The following is a 17318-nucleotide window of genomic DNA, read 5'->3' as shown; positions in this document are numbered from 1 at the left end:
CTTTTTATATATCTTTTAGTAAGTTTTTGTCAAATTTATATACTTTTTCTGCAGTATCTATGGAAATATATCCATTAATTATGTCATTTAATATAAGATTAAGGTCTCTCTCTGCAGGATTTCCCCAGCCTCCACCACCTGCACTGTGTAAGCTTATTTTATCGCCATACTCCAGTTTTAACGCAGCAGCTTTTCTTATAATTCTAGGTTTTTCTCCCTTCTTATATACTACGCAATAATTAGGAGGCCCATTCATACCTCCGTTTACACCCCAAGGAGTATATTTGTATCTTCCTATTGAAACTGTAAAGTAGGCCTCTTTACATAAGATAATATAGTCTTTAATTATTCCAAATCCTCCACGATACTTACCATGACCCACGCCGTCCTCTATGTTTAATTCTATTCTATCTACTAATATTGGCATTCTGTTTTCATAAACTTCAGCTGAAGCAATATATGTTTCTCCATCACCGCTGGCTACTAGTGCACTTTCACCATCAGAATTATAGCTAGCTCCCCAGCCACCGGGTTGAGGTTCAACTATAGCAAAAGGTTCTCCAGTCCTATCGTCAATTCCACCTATTATTGTAGCTAATATTGATAAGAAATGCCCAGCCGATAATTTTTCTGGAACATGTGGAGCTAAGGCTTTCCATACTAAATCAGTAGCATAAGACATTGATTCCCAATAGGTTGAAGTTGCGGCAGGTTTTTTAGGATTAAATATACTACCTTCTGGTGCTATAATTTTCAAAGGCTTAAAATATCCAGCATTAGGTAAAGCATGAGGATCTGTAACTGCCATATAAATCTCTCTTACTGCTGATACTGTAGCGGGTAAAGGAGAGTTTATTGAGCCGTTTACTTGGTTAGAACTCCCAGTAAAGTCAACTATGAACTCGTCATCTGTTATTGTTACCTTTACTCTCACATAAATTGGGTTATCGTTTATTCCGTCATCGTCAATATAATCTTCTGCCTCAAAGGTTCCTTTAGGTAATTCTTTAAGTCTTAATTTGCTTAATTTCTCGCCATCTTCTATTAATTTTTCCATTGCTTCCTTTATTGCTTTAATTCCATATTTTCTTACTAACTCGTCAATCCTCTTTTTTGCAACTTTCATAGAACCTATCTGAGCTTCCATATCACCTAAAGTTGCTTCTGGTAATCTAGAGTTAGCCTTAATGATATCTATTACGTCTCGATTAGGACGATCCTCTACATATATTTTAATACTGGGAAGTTGCAATCCCTCCTGGAAGATTTCATTTGCATCAGAAGTCCAACTACCGAAATGCATGCCCCCTATTTCACTCCAATGACCTTTATTTACAATGAAACCAAGTAACTCGTCTTTATAAAAAACTGGCATTACCAACGCCACGTCGTTTAAATGCGTACCGCCAGAATATGGTATATTAGTGGCTATTATATCTCCAGGGTTTAACTCATTCTTCCATTTATTCAGTACTTCCCTTATTGTGAAATCTAGAACACCCGAGAAGCCTGGAACTCCAGGGGACTGAGCTACTAAGCCTCTTCCTTCGTAATCAGTTATCCCTACTGCGTAATCTAATACTTCGTAAATTACGGGACTTTTAGCAGTTCTTTGGAAGGCATAAAACATTTCTTCCGATGCTGCGATTAGTCCATTTTTGATTATTTCTAAGGTAAATATATCTACCATACATATCACCATGTTATGATTAAATTACCGTATTCGTCAAGAACTCCTTTCTGGTCATCTAGTATTATAGCAGTAGACGTATCATCTTCAATTATTGCCGGGCCTTGAACTTCGTAGCTAAGTGGCAATAATTCTTTATCGTAAACTGGCCATTCGTCGAATTTTCCAAGATACGTCTTCCTCATTCCTTTAAATGCTTTATCAATTTGTCTGTTCTCCCTATTAATTTTGATTATTGGTAATTTATTTAACTTAGCTATACCAGATACATGGAAGTTGACTATTTCAATCGGACTATCTAAAGTAAAGGAATAAATAGCCTTATGAACTTCGTTAAATCTTCTCTTTATTTCTTCAATCTCTATATCTCTAATTATCCCGCCCATTATTGGTACTTTAACTGTGTGCTCTTGACCATAATACCTCATTTCAGCATATCTTACTATTATTATATTACTAAATCCCTCATTCGCTAAGATGCTTTTAACTCTATTTTCCAATTCATAGAATTTATCATTTATTATTTTAATAGAATCCTCCTTATCAATCCTTAATGGAAAGCTCATAACTAAATCGTGCCTAATATCTGTAGCTAACATACCCCAAGCCGAAAATACACCTGCAGGGATATAAGGTATTACGATTTTCCTTATCTCTAATTCTTTTGCGACAAATGGAGCAAACATTGGACCAGAACCTCCGTACGCAAATAATGTAAAGTCTCTGGGATCGTAACCCCTCTGCACTGAGATAAGTCTTATTACGTTCGAGGCATTATAATTAGCAATTTTTATAATTCCGTATGAGGCTTCTTCTATTGGAATTTTATAATAATTAGCAATTTTACTTATAGCCTCTTCAGCAAGCTTTCTATTAACTTTAATTTTACCACCCAGTAATTCTTCCTGATTTAATAACCCGCATATTATGTAAGCATCCGTTAATGTAGGATCTTTTCCTCCCCTTCCATAGGCGGCAGGTCCAGGCATAGATCCTGCTGCTCTTGGTCCAACATTAAGGTTATTGGTCTCATCAATCCAGGCTATACTAGTACCTCCATTGCCTGTTTCAATTATATCTACAGTAGGTACTTTAACCGGATATCCTGGATTGTATCTATTTCTATTTATATAATATTCTGTGGTAATATTTGGTTCAGAATTAAACACCAAACTAGCTTTAGTAGTTGTACTACCGCCATCAAATGTAATAATGTCTTTTATACCCATTACCTCACCTATCTTTATTGCTCCAACTATGCCTGCAACTGGACCGGATTCTAATGTATAAATTGGATATTTTTTAGCAAATTCGAAAGTGCTTGTTCCTCCATTAGATAACATTGCAAATAAGTTTCCTTTAAATCCTCTATTTCTAAACTCTCTTTCTATTTTATCTAAGTATTCATGAATTTTTGGCATAATATAGGTGTTCAGTACTGCAGTATTAGTTCGCTCATATTCTTTCCATTCTCTCGTAATGTCACTAGATAAAGTAACGAATACCTTGTCATCAATTTTTTTAATTAACTCATATACTTTCTTTTCATGAATTGGGTTAATATATGAGTTAATTAAACTTACAGCTATTGAAGATACTTTCATTTCCAACAGCTTTTGGACGACGTCATTTACTTCCTCCTCATTTATTGGTCTTAGAATTTCGCCATTAGACTTAATCCTCTCACTTATTTCTAACCTTAAATATCTCGGTACAAATGGTTCAGGTTTTTTATATCTAAAATTATACATGTCACGCCTATTAGCTCGCTGAATTTCTAGAATATCTCTAAATCCTTTAGTTGTAATTAAGCCTACCTTTGCACCCTTTCTCTCTATTATTGTATTAATAGCCAATGTCTGCCCATGTATGATTAAATCCGCATTTTTTAGATCAAGGTTTAAACTTTCCACGCCTTTGATAACTCCTACGGAAGGGTCGTCTGGCGTAGTTTCTACTTTAGTCCATAGTAAGTCTCCAGAATTTTCGTCAAAAACTACTACATCAGTGAATGCTCCTCCAATGTCTATTCCAATTCTCACGCAAATACTAGTGATTGAATGAATATAAGTATTAAGTTTTTAATTTCTACGTCATGGATAGTCTATTAGAAAATTTTTGCTTACCTAAAGACTAGTTATTATGCTATGAAGAATTCTAATAGGCTACAAATTTTGTATGTCAAAAGAAAATGATAAATAATAGTTCTGCTTATAAAGCATAAAATGGTATGGGAAGAGGTATTTGGTAATAAGCTAGATGATAAAGATATTAAAATACTAAAAATACTTAATGAGGACGCAAATATCTCAGATGCGAAAATAGGAAAGCTAATAGGACTATCCAAGACTAGCGTTAGAGTTAGAAGAATAAGACTACAAAATAGTGGGATATTAAAAATTGTTGGAGTAGTAATATTACAGAATCTTAATATTCCATATGCTGATATCCTAGTCAAATTGAGAAATGATCTGGGCATGAGAAACGATTTCTTGCGTAGATTATTGGACAATGACTTAGTTTATGAAGTAACAGAATACATGGGAGATTGGGATCTTCTTATAAGAATATTCCATAAAGATGCTTCTAGTCTAAAGGAAGAAGTACTTAAGATAATAAATGACAAGGCAGTTGTAGATTATAGACTAAATTTAGCCGTAAAGACATACAAGGCGTGGGGAAAATCAGTCCTAATTTCTTCTATATAAGCTTTTCTCTAATTTGCATAGTCTATAGGGTATTGATGTTATAATCCTTTAAACCAAATAAAGATTACAAAAGAAGATTGATAATGCTAGGTTATAGTTCATTGTGTTTATCTAAAATCTTCTTCAAACTATAAAATACTTTTATTCTAAATTTATACTTTAGGATATATGGCAGGAGAAGAGAAAACAAAATCCAGATTCGATGATTACTCTATTAGACCAGTTCCCAAAGAGTCTAGATATGGATTCTACAATATCTTTCTAGTATTTTCTTCAGTATACGGAGCCATAGCGGTAATTTGGGCTGGAGGCGCTCTAGGCTACGAGCTAACGTTCTCTCAAGCAATATTGGCTGTAATCTCTGGAACAATAGTATTAGCTATATTAGGAGCTTTAATCGCTGCAGTAGGCTCTTACAGTGGTCTGTCAACTTATGTTATGTGGAGATTCCCTCTTGGTAGATGGGGCGGAAAAATTGCAGGGTTATTATTAATTACAATAACCACTGGAATAGGTTGGTACGCTGTAGAAACCTGGTTATTCGGTATAGTTATGAGTGAAATATTTCCTAATAACCCACTCTTCTCAGTAGGTGTGGCATCGATATGGGGCGGCATATTAATGATAATAATGACGTATGTAGGGTATAGAATGTTATCGTTCCTAAGTTATTTTACCATTCCATTTCACATATGGTTAATAGGAATAGGCATTGCAATAGTTTTAGCATTAAAAGGAGGAATACCTGCAGTATTTGCAGCATCCCCTGCTCACGAAACTAATTTGCTATATGGAATTTCTTCGGTAATTGGACTATATATTGCGGGAACAATAATTTCTCCAGATATAGCTAGATTTGCTAAATCGCCCAAAGACGCAAGCACTGCCTGGATATCACATATAATATTCCTTTATCCGTTCTTAATACTAGGCGGTGTGGCCATAGTATTAGTTACAGGATCGTATTTAATAACGAATGCAATGTTAGATTTGGGAATGGGTATAGGTGTACTACTAATAATAGTTTTTGGTCAATTTATTATAAACACCGACAATTTATATAGCGGGTCATTATCTTTAGTAAATTTATATCCAATAAGGCGTGAAATTGCTTCAATAATTAACGGAGTTATAGGTACAGCTATAGCGGCATATATAGGCTTTACTGCAGGCTCATCTATAGTTCCTTTTGAGAATTTCATATCATTACTGGGAGACTTCCTACCTGCAATGGGAGGAATATTAATAGCAGATTTTTACGTTGTAAAAAGCTTTCTAACTAAAATGAGGAATCCGCATGAAAGATATCAATTCATGCCGGGAAACATATATTACAACTTAAATATTGCAGGAGTTCTCGCATTAGCCCTTGGCTCCATAGTAGGATACTTTGTTAGCGTAGGAATACCCGCAATAAACTCCTTATTAACAGGATTCCTATCCTATATTATAATATATTACGTTTTCATAAAAATGGGTAGAAAACCCGAGATATTTCCATATGTTTATAGAGGTGGAGACTTAAAATGAATCTTAACATTCTTTTCAAGGACTATATAATTTATAATATAATAGCAGGTATAATTTTCTCAATATTGTACATGTTAGTTGATGGATTTGCAAAATATTATAATCTAATTTACGGCATACTTATCATTGGAATAGCAGCATGGAGTTTAGGTAGATATACGTTAAATAAGATTGAAGACGATAAAATAAGATCAGGAGTTCAGGCGGCTTGGTTGCTAGTGTCATTCGCACTAGGTTATGTTTCCATAATTTACGCCCCAGTACTATCTAGCTCTATTCAGATAACTGTTGTGGAAACCATATTGTCCCTAGTACAGATCGTATGGGGAGCAATATTATTAGGCATGTCTTATAAGAACGGGTATTCCATTATAAAGGTGTAACTAATGGAGACGTATTACATAAGAATAAATGACGTTGATAACCTAACAACTGGGGCGTCATTTTTAGGTTCAGGAGGTGGAGGGGACCCCTATATTGGCGGATTAATGTTAAAAAGAGAGCTTAAAAGTAAAGGGGAATTAGAAATCATAAGAAGACCAAAATCCAATAAAGCGTTCGTTCTAGGAAGTGCAATGATGGGTGCACCAATAGTTATGATAGAGAAAATTCCTAGTAGTTCTGAGGCTAAGAAAGCTCTCGAAATTTATTCATATGTAATGAATAAGTTGATCGATTATATAACGCCTTTAGAAATCGGGGGTGTAAATTCAACTATACCACTCATAACTTCAGCAAAGACGGGAATTCCGATAGTCGATGGAGACGGAATGGGAAGGGCATTTCCAGAATTACAAATGACTACGTTTTACTTTTACGGTGTAAGTCCTTCTCCTATGGTAATATTTGATGAAAGAGGAAATACTAGCGTGATACAAGGAATTGATGGATATTGGACAGAGAAAATTGCCAGGATAATAACAGTTAGATTTGGAGGAAGTGCATACATAGCACTTTACGGCATGAATATGGAAGACTATTTAAAAAATGCTGTACTTGACACGTTAACGTTAGCCTTAGAAATAGGTGAACTGCTAAATGATAAAAAATTAGATCAGGTTCTGGATAAGCTTAAGGCTGAAATCTTATTCAAAGGCAAAGTAATAGACGTATATAGAAAGGTTGAAAAAGGATTTTCAAAAGGATATGTAGTAATAGAAGGAATAGAGAGCTATTATAATAAAACTTTACAAATAGACTTTCAAAACGAATTTCTAATTGCTAGAACAAATAATGAGATTCTAGTTACTGTACCAGATTTAATAGTCGTACTTGACTTGTTTAATCAAAAGCCCATCACCACTGATAGACTAAAATACGGACAAAAAGTTATTGTAATCGGAGTTCCTGCCAATGAAAAATTAAGGACTGAGGAGGCTTTAAAATATATAGGTCCGAAAGCTTTTGGATATAATATAGAATACATTCCTATAGATAAGAGGTTATGAAAGTATGGGAATCAAAATCGGGATTGACATAGGCAGTACCCACACAGACGCAGTTGCCTTAGAGGGCAGGAGCCTAATAGCTGCAGATAAAGTAATGACAACTCAAGACTTAACTGAAGGTTTGATAAATGCTCTAAGGTCTATAATATCTAAATTAGGAGAGAGGAAAAACGAAATAACTTCATTAATGATAGGGACGACTCACGGGCTTAACGCATTACATCAAGCAAGAAACCTTAATAGAGTTGCTATAATTAGAATAGGTCTCCCTGCAGGAGAAGGAATACCACCTACGTTTGACTGGCCTGAGGCACTAGAAAGATACGTGACCTTTAAATTTATGGTTAGAGGAGGTCACGAGTACACTGGTGAAGAAATTACGGAGTTGGATACTAATAAAATAAGAGAAATTGCTGAAGAGATAAAAGACAAAGTTGACGCAGTAGCAATAGTATCAATCTTTTCTATAGTTAACAGAGATCATGAAATACGAGCTATGGAGATACTTAGAGAAAAAGGAATTACTACTCCCATAATACTATCTCATGAAATAGGTGGCTTAGGTTTACTTGAAAGGGAAAATGCTACAATTCTTAACGCATTAATATTGAACATTTTCAATAATCTTATAAGTAAACTAAAGAGCGTACTTAGTTCCATGGGACTGGAGAGCGTCAAAATTTATTTTGCACAAAACGATGGAACAGTAGCCTCAGAAGATTTTATAAGAAATTATCCAATTTTCACAGTGGCAGGACCAGTATCTAATAGTATTAGAGGGGCATATTTACTAACCGGAATAAAGAATGCAGTAGTTATGGACGTTGGAGGCACCACGACTAATGTAGGAGTTCTAAATAATGGGTACCCTAGAGAATCCTCAGTAGCAGTAGAAATAGTAGGTATAAGAACTAATTTCAGAATGCCAGATATTTATACTATAGCATTAGGTGGAGGCACTATAATTAACTGTAATAAAATAGGGCCAGAAAGCGTAGGCTATGCCTTATTTGATAAGGGAATTTCATGGGGTGGAAATATTCTGACTGCTACTGACGTCGCTATGGTTATAAAGAATTTTTCATTACCAAATGCAAATCCTAAGCTAGTCCTTGAAAAATACTCTGCGGAATACCTCAGTAAAGTCTACGAAAACATGAAAAGAATGTGGGAAGACGCAATAGACCTAATGAAAACTGAGAAAGGAGATGTGGAAGTTATAGCTGTAGGCGGTGGAAGTATAATGATTCCAGAAAAAATGATAGGCGCGTCAAAAATAGTTGTACCGCAAAACGCTCAATACGCTAATGCAATAGGAGCAACTCTCACTAAAGTCGGTGCTACTGTGGAGAGGACCTTCTCCTATGAGACAATAAATAGGGAAATTGCAATAAAATCTTTAATAGACGAAGCAAAACAACTAGCAATAAGGGCAGGAGCTATTGAGAATACAGTAGAAGTAAGAGAAATAGAGGAATTGCAAATGCCTTATTTACCTGGTAATGCGGTAAAGGTTAAGGTGAAGGTAGTGGGAGAATTCTCTTAATCTCATTCATAACGATTTTTTGCATAATTTCATAACCTCCTATTTCCCTCCATTTCTTATCAACGGAAATTGTAACAACTACTACTTTTAGTCCATATTTTAAAGAATCTGAAGTAATTACGTTACGGTGATTATAATCTAACAATGTTATTATCTCAGGGGATAGTACTTCACACTTAGAATCCTTCACGAAGCACAAATATTCATTTTTAAATATTATCGTTGCAGTACTCCCCTTAAATTCTTCTAAACCTTCTAACGAGATAAAACCAATATTAAAACCGGATACATTAAATTTCCTAACGTCAATTATCTTACCTTGAAAGACAATTCTGCCATTAGCATAACTTAGCATTTCGTCCAGTCCTTCTTCTGCTAACTTATTACCTATTTCGTAAGCCAAACTTACTGAACCCAATATAGCACCTTTAGTGTAATCTTCTCCATTTGTTGGATATATTGAAATGTATCCCCTACCACCAAATCTAACTGTAATATCCCTAGCTATTTTCTCTGCTAGTAAATTATCAGCAGTACTTATGATTGCATAATTACCCCTTTCATCAGTTATAGCCATTGGAGTAGCAGAGAACCCAGAAAAATGCATTGTAGTCATATATAATTCAGGGAAAGCCCTTCCCTCATAATCACCATCTATTACTGGAACCTTAGCAAATATAGACGCCATAAAAGGTACTAGTGAATTTATACCGCCAATTTCTATTGGACTAATCTTAGTAAACCTCTTCCTCATAAACTTAGATAATATGAGCATGGAGTTATAATATTCGTAACCTGCAGGTAATTTTTCAATTCCTATTAACGGAGATCCCATTCCCCCAACACCTATTATAAAATCACTATCGTCGATATCGTCAGTGGTTTCTACATAACTAAGATTATATTCTAACATTTTAGCTTTAAGAAGTTTATATCCCAAAAAAGGATTACCTCCTCCGCCAGAGCCTAATATTGCACTACCTATAGCGAGTTTGTATAAATCATTAATATAAAATCGCATAATATATTTTTCAAAACTAACATTAATAAGCCTTAAACTTTCTCATATACTCATAAACGGTATCTTAAGTCTCATTTTCCTACTAATTATATCCTTGTTCTTATGTATTACAGTTCTAAAGGTTATCACGGTATAGCTCATGTTACTAAACTCATTACGTCCTTTCCCGCCAAAACTAATCCCTTCCTATCTGGTTCGTCTTTAGGTAGAGAATACTCTTCATTCTCTTTCTCAATAAATCCCATGTTCACTAACCTATTTAAAATCTCGTAAATTCTTGGCTCCGGTACCTCACTTAATATTGAGCTAACAACCTTTGTTACATCGGCTACACTTCCTTTTCCTCCAAGCCTATCAAGAGCGAGTATTGCTGCTGAATACCTCTCGGGAGATTGCGTTCCTAAAATGAAGTCCTTTGCTTCCTTCCTCACTTCCTCTACAGCCATCTTCTCTATATCGTCCACATTTACTTGTTTTTCACCATGCCTAATTCTGAAAGAATATTCAGAACCGAAAAAGGTTAACCAGCCCGGAATTCCGTCAAACCTCCTCAACGCGTCGTTTATTACGTCTTCCTGCACTGTAATGCCTTCTTCTGCGAATCCCTTAAGCAGGAAATCTCTAGAAAGCTGTTCGTTAAACCTCTCTATCCTTATCCTTCTTATAAACCTGCCAAAGAATGGTTTTTCGTATTCTAGGCTTTTTAGCATGTTTTCCAGTATACCTACACTACTCCCCGTAAATATAACAGTAGTATTTCTGCAATAATCATAAATGTCGTGAAAAACTGAGGAGAAATTTATCCCGTTAACTTTCATCAACTCTTGAGCTTCGTCAAAAATAAGGACTAAAGTCCTCTTGTTGTCTCCAGCTAACAAGTCCAGTTCCCTAATCGTAGAGCTAACGTCCTCTCCCCTAAATTTCTTAAGCCTAGGCCTTATCTTGACTAGGTTAAAATCTATGAACGAATTCTCGTCTACGCCTAATACGTTAGAAACAAACCTAATTAGCCTACCGCCTAAAGTGTACTTCTTTACAGCCTCGTTAATGCTCTCTAGGAATAAGGACACGAAGAAGGTCTTAGGATATTTCTTCTTTTTAGGATCGTAGATCCTCATTAGGTTTAATTTAATTACTATGTATCTGGGGTCATTAACTGCAACGTTTACAACGCTAGTCTTTCCTACCCTCCTCATTCCGTATACTGCAATCCATACTTTCCTATTGACGCTTTCCTTTACCTCATCTACCTCTTTGTCCCTATCGTACAAGTCCTTCTTATCTTCCTTAGGTCTAACGTCAAATAGCATTATTACGCCTCCGTAATTATTACACCGGCGTAACATAAAAATTTATTGAGAAAATGATGAGTTAACCGCTCTCGATAAACTTCTAGCTCACTAAACTTAAAATGTCCCATCCCCGCAGTTGCATATCTCTCCTTTTTACTTCTTTATATTATTCAAAATATGTAATACAGAACTTAATATGAGTGAAGCTGTTAAAAATGTTCATCAATTCTCCTAAAGATTCTAAATAAAATTTACCATAATCTTGAAAGAAGAAAGGCTACGCCTATAATAAATTTTTCCCCAATAAACAAAGGCTTAACGTCTTATACTCATCTCTTGTTCTCGAGGAAAAATGATAAACATCTATAAACTAAACCTCGGAATAAGGTATGTAATAATCCTTTTAGGTTTAGGACTAGCAGCGCTCGGTTTAGCTCATTTGGTTACTAATGCAGAAATTAGCAATTCTGCAGGTATAGTATAAACACCTTACAAAGTTTTTAGATATTATAAGATCAATCTTTTTTAGTTTGAGTTTGAATTTTCCTCGTGTTAATCGAAAAGGAATATTTTAAGCTTTCTGAGATTTTGTATTATTTACAGAGATTTGGTGATTTAAATCCAAAGATAATTAGTGCCATTTCCAGAATAAGAGATGCGGATAAATTAATTCAATGGTTAAGGGAAAATTACCATTATAGGCTTGCCCCTATTCCTAGGTACGAAGCCTTGGGATTAAAGAAGTATTATGTCACAATTTACTCAAATTATTATAGGCTACCCCTCCTAGATTTTTATAACGTATTTGATGGTATAACAACTTTCATATTTAGAGACATTAATAATCCTCTTGTTATCAACATGACAATTTATTTTACATCAACTAGTTTTGATAAAGTTTTAGATTACCTACAAGACGAAGGAATAATATTCCATTATGACGTACACAAAGTCGATGAGGAGAAATCCTACCCGATAGAGTATTCTACTTTTAATTTTAATAAAGGAGTATTCGAAGGACTCTTAAGCTCATCTAGAGAGCCCTTTGAGTTACCTGATTTAACTGAAGGCTTCTCTCCTGACGATCTTGACGTAAAAATTTTAGGAAAGAAACAAGCAAGAGCCGATATTTCGCTTAAGGATTTGTCTTCACTGCTAGGGGTATCTTTTAAAGACACGCTTTATCACACTCAAGCGCACGTAATAGGTAAGGGATTAATAAAATTCTATAACGTTTATCTTTATAAGCCAGATTTTAGACTTGAGGTCAATTTTAAGGAGGAAGAAGTTCTGGAGGAGCTTACTAGAATTCCTTCCATGTACCACGTTTATAAGTTGGACGATAAAAGTTACGTAGCCCATATCCTAGACTCTTCGTCTACGTTACTTTCCTACCTTAAGTTTATCTCATCACTAAAGGAGAAGGATACAATAGAAACCTACTTACATCCTTACGATCAACAATATATGATAACTGCCTCAATTCCTTATGAGCACTTTGAGAAAGGAAGGTGGAATTTCAACACGGAAGTTATGATATTAAGGGCAGAGAAGTTAGTAAAGTTACTTAACAATGAATAAAGAAATAAAATACTCAATCTCCTTTTTGGAGTTATAAATTTTGAATCATCAATTGAAAACTGGCTTACATTATTTATAGGAAAAATTAAAGCTTAAAAATGAATTTACTTTAATTAAATATTGCACTTGTAGTATATTTTCAGGACGCTTCCAAATCTCTTAAAGCAATTTCAGGTTTCATTGGAACTTCTGTATTGTTTTCTACGGCTTTCAAAAACTCTCTGAGCTCAACCTCTATAGGATCGACCTTTTCAACCTCAATTCTTTCTCCGTTAAAAATTATGTCTCCGTACGGTTTACCTGGAACTCTACTGTTGGGATCTTCTATGAGGCTCCCATTCTCTCCATATATTTCGAAGGCAGGAACTCTAGGAGGGTTTTTAGTAGACCAACTATAAATTAATAATCCTAAATGTCCTCCCGTGAATTTAAATGACGCTATCGTAGTATCTTCTCCTTCCATATTTGAGAAATAATTTCCACAGAAAGACTTAATTTCCTCGTATTCTCCTCCAAAGTTAAGTAAAGTGTCAATGAAATGCACTCCACCGTCAATTAATGCTCCACCTCCCATTTTTTCCTTTACTGCCCTCCATCCCTTTGGTTGATTAAAGTGGGTTGACCTAACAAGTATTAGAGCCAGCTTACCCAAGTTGGGTAATAATTCCTTAGCTTTTCTAACCGTAGAGTCGAAATAATACTGTTCTAAAACCATTAACTTTACACCTTTCTCCCTAGAGAAATTTATTAATCCTTTAGCCTCTTCAACTGTTCTCGCAATAGGCTTTTCAAGCATTAAATGTTTACCGGCCTTCATGGCTTCTATTCCCATTTCAAAATGCTTATCGTGGCTTACTACTAAGTCTATTACGTCTACGTCTGACTTCAATACATCCTCGTATTTAGTGAAGTAAGCTTTTGCGTCGTATTTTTTCATGCATTCCTTGGCTTTCTCTTCGTCTCTGCTAAATACATAATATTCTGCCCCTATTTTCCTTAATGCGTGTAGATGAACTTTGCCCCAACCGTTACACCCTACTACTGCAACCTTCATAATATAATATTTTCTTGGACATTTATTAACTGACTGTATACAGAAGACCGGATACGTATTGTAGAAAGTGAGTTATAACTTATGACCAACTGAAGCGAATTTTAAACATATCCTATACGTAAGAGGAGGGAACAGTGGAAATTGATCAGTAAACCTCAAGTGAAAAACTTGTATTTAACTGAGAAAAAATGAGGAAGGATATTAAACAATTAAGTAGCTTGCGAAATAAAAAAGGTGTATTATTCTTTTACGTAAACCAAATAATGATAAAGGTTTATTGCGTAACCCCAGAGGAATAGTATTACTCCCAGATCGATCCCCGCATAAGTACTTTGTATACCTACGCTTGGTATCCTTGTAAGTAGGATAAATAGGAATATTGTTATTACGAATATTACTGGAATTCCTACGAATGCTGCTTTCTTACTTAGGGAATATCCTCCTCCCAGGTTTGCCGAATTAATTATCCTAACCATCCTCGTCACGTAATGATAAACCATTACACCTAGAGGTAGTAACATTAGCAAGCCGAGTAGTGAAGGATATATTAAGAAATCTCCTAAAGTCCCTGCAAAAAGCAATACTGAGACCGAAGTACCCAGAATTGATAAAGGCCCAAAAGGTTTGGTGGCACTTACTTCCTTCTTCTTCTTAGACGGTATTAAGTAAATTATGATAGCGAGAATGATTGCAGGTATTCCAATGATCTCTACCTGTTGGGTAAAAGGTGCAGGGACTCCGGGCTCTAGGTAACCCCAGATTGATAATGCAACTAGCGAATAAGCTAATACTGACATAACCCACGTCCAGAATTTTCTACTGCTTATGAACATTAGTTCGCTGTTCTCGAAAAATGGAATTAGCATTAATACTACAAGTCCTATAATAAGAATTGCTATGACCATTGACGGCAATAACGGCAGACCATTAGGCAATAGGAAGTCTACGAACTTGTAAAGGAATAGGAAGAACCATGGCGGGTATGGAGCAGTATGCTCGGCGGCAGTAGTAAAAGCTTGAGGAGCAGGATACGGGTTAATTACCAAGGGAAGAGTTATTTTATGCCCTAGAATTGTTGCCCCGTTTATGTTAGCTAAAACGTTAGGAACTATCAATATAACTCCCCAGGTCATTAAAACTACAGATAGCATGTAAACGAAGTTCCTAGGCCACCAGGGGTTAAACTTTTCCTGCTCTTCTTTAGTATAAAAAGCCGGGACTCTAGGCTTCTCCTTTGCTGAAGGTGTCATTCCGTACCTCTCTGCTAACATTAAATGGAACGCGAAGAGTAGGCCTATTAATGCTACCATTATAATGTGCCAACCCAATATCCTATCGAAGAACTCACTCCTCACTATTGGGTTGCTCGATTGCACGGCATCAATGCCCGGGCCGAATAGCCAACCAACTATAGTAGTTGCACCGGGGAAGCCCGTACCTATTAAAAGCGATGAGCCTATATCCACTGCGTCAATTCCCAGAACATCGCCTACTAGGCTATAACCGAAGAACGACGCCCCTAAGGTTAGGGCAAGTAGTAATACTCCGGTAACCCATTGTAATTCTCTAGGCTTCTTATAAGCTCCCTTGTAAAAGTTCCTGAACATGTGTATGTAAACTAGGACTATCATTATGTAAGCTCCGTAGAGGTGACTGAATAAAAGTACTGGGCCGTAAGGTACGTGATATATTATGTTTTCCGTCGAACAGTAAGCAGCTGCTGGCTCGTAAAGGAGGAGGAGAATTAATCCAGTTATTACAGTGTAAGCGAAAGCAGCAGTAACTAATGCCCCCAGCCAATAGGATACGTTATACATGTAATCCGGAGTCCTAAATAGAGGGGCTTCGTTTATTCCTATTCTATCTAATATTGAATCTAGAAATCCTTTCTTCCTCTCCATTTTTATCGCCTCATTACTCCAGGGGGAAATACTTGAGCAGAGATTGAGGTAGACGTGCTGACCTCGCTTTTGACGAACTCTCCTAGCGCTGTGGAGATTGTTAAGACTAAACCTGGGATTCCCACCTCCGCTAAAAACGATATTAACTCCATGTAAGGTACAAACATTGCTGGATAAGCTATTACTCTCCTTATTAAGCCTAAGTAACCTTCAATGCTCATTAAATATCCTATTGCAACGAATGGCACAGTCCACCATATTAAGCCTGCAACCATCAGTTTTCTTGCCTTAAGGCTGAAGTTTAGTGAGGGGTTTGTGCTCTTTAGCAAGTCTAGGAATACTCCAGTAAATCCTACCAGGATGAGAGTCCAAATTACTAAGTGAAAGTGACCTACTACGTAATATGTGTTGTGAACTACTCCGTTAATGATGTTTATCGGTAAAGGTAATGCCTGCACTCCGCCTATTATAAATCCAATTAAAGCTACAAGGAAAGCCATTCCTATTGGGTCTCTCCAATTATAACCTTTGGAGAAGAGGATTGTTAAGCCCAAGTTTAGGACTGTTAACCCTGAACCAGAAGCTAGGACAAGGGTTGAGACTGTTATCCAAGCCCTTAAGCAAACTGGTAACGGGAAAGTTTGTAAGTGGTGAACCCAAATTAGCATTGAACCTATTGCTAGTAGGAATATGTTCCACCTAGCCCACTTTTCACTGTAAAGAGGTCTTCCAGCGTATATTGGAATATAATAATATAAAGCCCCAAAGAGGGGGAAAGGAACGTAATATACTACCGGATGGCCGTAAAACCAGAATAGGATAACCCATAATAGTGGATCTACCTTAACCGAACCCCATATCGCTAGAACGTACCAAAGTTCTGAGGCAGTTAATGCAGGTAAAGTTAACGCAATGATTAACGCAAATGCCACGCCATAGGCGGCGAATATGTTGATCTTCTTATCTTTGGGTTTTGTTTGTACCGCATCTACTACAAGGATTATTGAAGCTATTGAGGCCGCGGCGCTGTTTACTGCTAACGCTAAGTATCCGGCACCCATTAGAGCTCCGTGGTAAAGCCTGAAAGCTTGGAATAATGAATTATCCTCTATAGCTAACGGAGGGTACATGTACCAACCCATGTCAGGACCGCCGAAAAGTGCAAAAGCTAAGCCTAAATTTGATGCCCAGAACATTGCAGTTATTTCCTTTGTGTGTACTATACTTAGCCCGGATTTATACATTGAATAAGCTATGATACCTAATGCGGCATCAGGAACTAAGCCTAGCATTGCCGACCATCCGTGAATTGTTAGCAATGTATAGTAAATTACTCCTACTTGTGGCGAATTTTGATTGTAAACTAGGTAAGTCCTCATGTTCATTGCTGCCGTTCCTAGAATTATTAACCATGCAAGTCCGCCTAGTAAGTAAAGCCAAACTACTCCTAATGTATCCTTTGGATAAGCTACTTTTGTAGCTCTCTCTTTAAATTCACTTAAGTTTATTCTAATAATCTTTATGACCTTGTTAATTACGGGATTCAT

The 17318-nt window shown here is 36.2% G+C and carries 14 protein-coding genes; 7 read left to right on the top strand and 7 right to left on the bottom strand.

From position 1 onward, the window contains the following. Positions 1-4: 4 nt before the first annotated feature. Both D1867_RS06440 and D1867_RS06435 read right to left on the bottom strand, forming a co-directional pair. Positions 5-1690, bottom strand: a complete 1686-nt coding sequence (locus tag D1867_RS06440) for a hydantoinase B/oxoprolinase family protein (protein ID WP_155863268.1) — start codon at positions 1688-1690, stop codon at positions 5-7. Between the two features lie 5 nt (positions 1691-1695). Continuing rightward, a complete protein-coding gene (locus tag D1867_RS06435) occupies positions 1696-3732 on the bottom strand; it encodes a hydantoinase/oxoprolinase family protein (RefSeq protein ID WP_338077991.1) in 2037 nt (678 codons plus the stop codon). A gap of 183 nt (positions 3733-3915) precedes the next feature. On the opposite strand from D1867_RS06435, the gene D1867_RS06430 reads away from it, so the two are divergent. The 5 genes from D1867_RS06430 (at position 3916) to D1867_RS06410 (ending at position 8922) form a co-directional block, all read left to right on the top strand. Beyond that, positions 3916-4398, top strand: coding sequence for an Lrp/AsnC family transcriptional regulator (locus tag D1867_RS06430; protein WP_155863267.1), 483 nt, complete (start codon positions 3916-3918; stop codon positions 4396-4398). Positions 4399-4566: 168 nt separating this feature from the next. Beyond that, positions 4567-5928, top strand: coding sequence for a purine-cytosine permease family protein (locus tag D1867_RS06425; RefSeq protein ID WP_155863266.1), 1362 nt, complete (start codon positions 4567-4569; stop codon positions 5926-5928). Then, complete coding sequence (locus tag D1867_RS06420; protein WP_155863265.1) at positions 5925-6311, top strand: hypothetical protein; 387 nt, start codon at positions 5925-5927, stop codon at positions 6309-6311. Before D1867_RS06425 ends, D1867_RS06420 begins: the two co-directional genes overlap by 4 nt. Before the next feature lie 3 nt (positions 6312-6314). Then, positions 6315-7376, top strand: a complete 1062-nt coding sequence (locus D1867_RS06415) for a DUF917 domain-containing protein (RefSeq protein WP_155863264.1) — start codon at positions 6315-6317, stop codon at positions 7374-7376. A 4-nt stretch (positions 7377-7380) separates the two neighbouring features. Then, positions 7381-8922, top strand: coding sequence for a hydantoinase/oxoprolinase N-terminal domain-containing protein (locus tag D1867_RS06410; RefSeq protein ID WP_155863263.1), 1542 nt, complete (start codon positions 7381-7383; stop codon positions 8920-8922). On the opposite strand, the gene D1867_RS06405 is transcribed toward D1867_RS06410, so the two are convergent. Beyond that, positions 8891-9943, bottom strand: a complete 1053-nt coding sequence (locus D1867_RS06405; RefSeq protein WP_155863262.1) for a DUF917 domain-containing protein — start codon at positions 9941-9943, stop codon at positions 8891-8893. The genes D1867_RS06410 and D1867_RS06405 overlap by 32 nt on opposite strands. Positions 9944-10080: 137 nt before the next feature. After that, on the bottom strand, positions 10081-11253 hold the full coding sequence (locus D1867_RS06400; protein WP_155863261.1) for an AAA family ATPase: 1173 nt from the start codon (positions 11251-11253) through the stop codon (positions 10081-10083). Positions 11254-11587: 334 nt separating this feature from the next. Between D1867_RS06400 and D1867_RS12620 the strand changes: the two genes are divergently transcribed. Then, on the top strand, positions 11588-11719 hold the full coding sequence (locus tag D1867_RS12620; RefSeq protein WP_276608432.1) for a hypothetical protein: 132 nt from the start codon (positions 11588-11590) through the stop codon (positions 11717-11719). A gap of 65 nt (positions 11720-11784) precedes the next feature. Continuing rightward, positions 11785-12816, top strand: coding sequence for an AsnC family protein (locus D1867_RS06395; RefSeq protein ID WP_338077990.1), 1032 nt, complete (start codon positions 11785-11787; stop codon positions 12814-12816). A gap of 139 nt (positions 12817-12955) precedes the next feature. On the opposite strand, the gene D1867_RS06390 is transcribed toward D1867_RS06395, so the two are convergent. The 3 genes from D1867_RS06390 to soxB all read right to left on the bottom strand — a co-directional run bounded on the left by D1867_RS06390 (position 12956) and on the right by soxB (position 17318). Then, positions 12956-13870 carry a Gfo/Idh/MocA family protein gene (locus D1867_RS06390; protein ID WP_155863260.1) on the bottom strand — a complete coding sequence of 305 codons (915 nt, stop codon included), beginning with the start codon at positions 13868-13870 and terminating at the stop codon, positions 12956-12958. 239 nt (positions 13871-14109) lie between these two features. Continuing rightward, positions 14110-15771 carry a proton pump complex cytochrome B SoxC gene (soxC, locus tag D1867_RS06385; protein ID WP_155863259.1) on the bottom strand — a complete coding sequence of 554 codons (1662 nt, stop codon included), beginning with the start codon at positions 15769-15771 and terminating at the stop codon, positions 14110-14112. A 2-nt stretch (positions 15772-15773) separates the two neighbouring features. Further along, positions 15774-17318: a proton pump complex quinol oxidase subunit SoxB gene (soxB, locus tag D1867_RS06380; protein WP_155863258.1), complete on the bottom strand. Its 1545-nt coding sequence runs from the start codon at positions 17316-17318 to the stop codon at positions 15774-15776.

This window comes from Acidianus infernus (assembly GCF_009729545.1).
GTDB classification, from domain to species: Archaea; Thermoproteota; Thermoprotei_A; order Sulfolobales; family Sulfolobaceae; genus Acidianus; species Acidianus infernus.
Note: the sequence above shows the minus strand (reverse complement) of the source record. Positions and strands in the feature narration are given on the sequence as shown.

Coding starts and splice junctions, on each gene's coding strand:
- D1867_RS06440 (WP_155863268.1), bottom strand. CDS start 1,690: ATGGTAGATATATTTACCTTAGAAATAATCAAAAATGGACTAATCGCA.
- D1867_RS06410 (WP_155863263.1), top strand. CDS start 7,381: ATGGGAATCAAAATCGGGATTGACATAGGCAGTACCCACACAGACGCA.
- D1867_RS06415 (WP_155863264.1), top strand. CDS start 6,315: ATGGAGACGTATTACATAAGAATAAATGACGTTGATAACCTAACAACT.
- D1867_RS06420 (WP_155863265.1), top strand. CDS start 5,925: ATGAATCTTAACATTCTTTTCAAGGACTATATAATTTATAATATAATA.
- D1867_RS06405 (WP_155863262.1), bottom strand. CDS start 9,943: ATGCGATTTTATATTAATGATTTATACAAACTCGCTATAGGTAGTGCA.
- soxC (WP_155863259.1), bottom strand. CDS start 15,771: ATGGAGAGGAAGAAAGGATTTCTAGATTCAATATTAGATAGAATAGGA.
- D1867_RS06390 (WP_155863260.1), bottom strand. CDS start 13,870: ATGAAGGTTGCAGTAGTAGGGTGTAACGGTTGGGGCAAAGTTCATCTA.
- D1867_RS06430 (WP_155863267.1), top strand. CDS start 3,916: ATGGTATGGGAAGAGGTATTTGGTAATAAGCTAGATGATAAAGATATT.
- D1867_RS12620 (WP_276608432.1), top strand. CDS start 11,588: ATGATAAACATCTATAAACTAAACCTCGGAATAAGGTATGTAATAATC.
- D1867_RS06400 (WP_155863261.1), bottom strand. CDS start 11,253: ATGCTATTTGACGTTAGACCTAAGGAAGATAAGAAGGACTTGTACGAT.
- D1867_RS06425 (WP_155863266.1), top strand. CDS start 4,567: ATGGCAGGAGAAGAGAAAACAAAATCCAGATTCGATGATTACTCTATT.
- soxB (WP_155863258.1), bottom strand. CDS start 17,318: ATGAATCCCGTAATTAACAAGGTCATAAAGATTATTAGAATAAACTTA.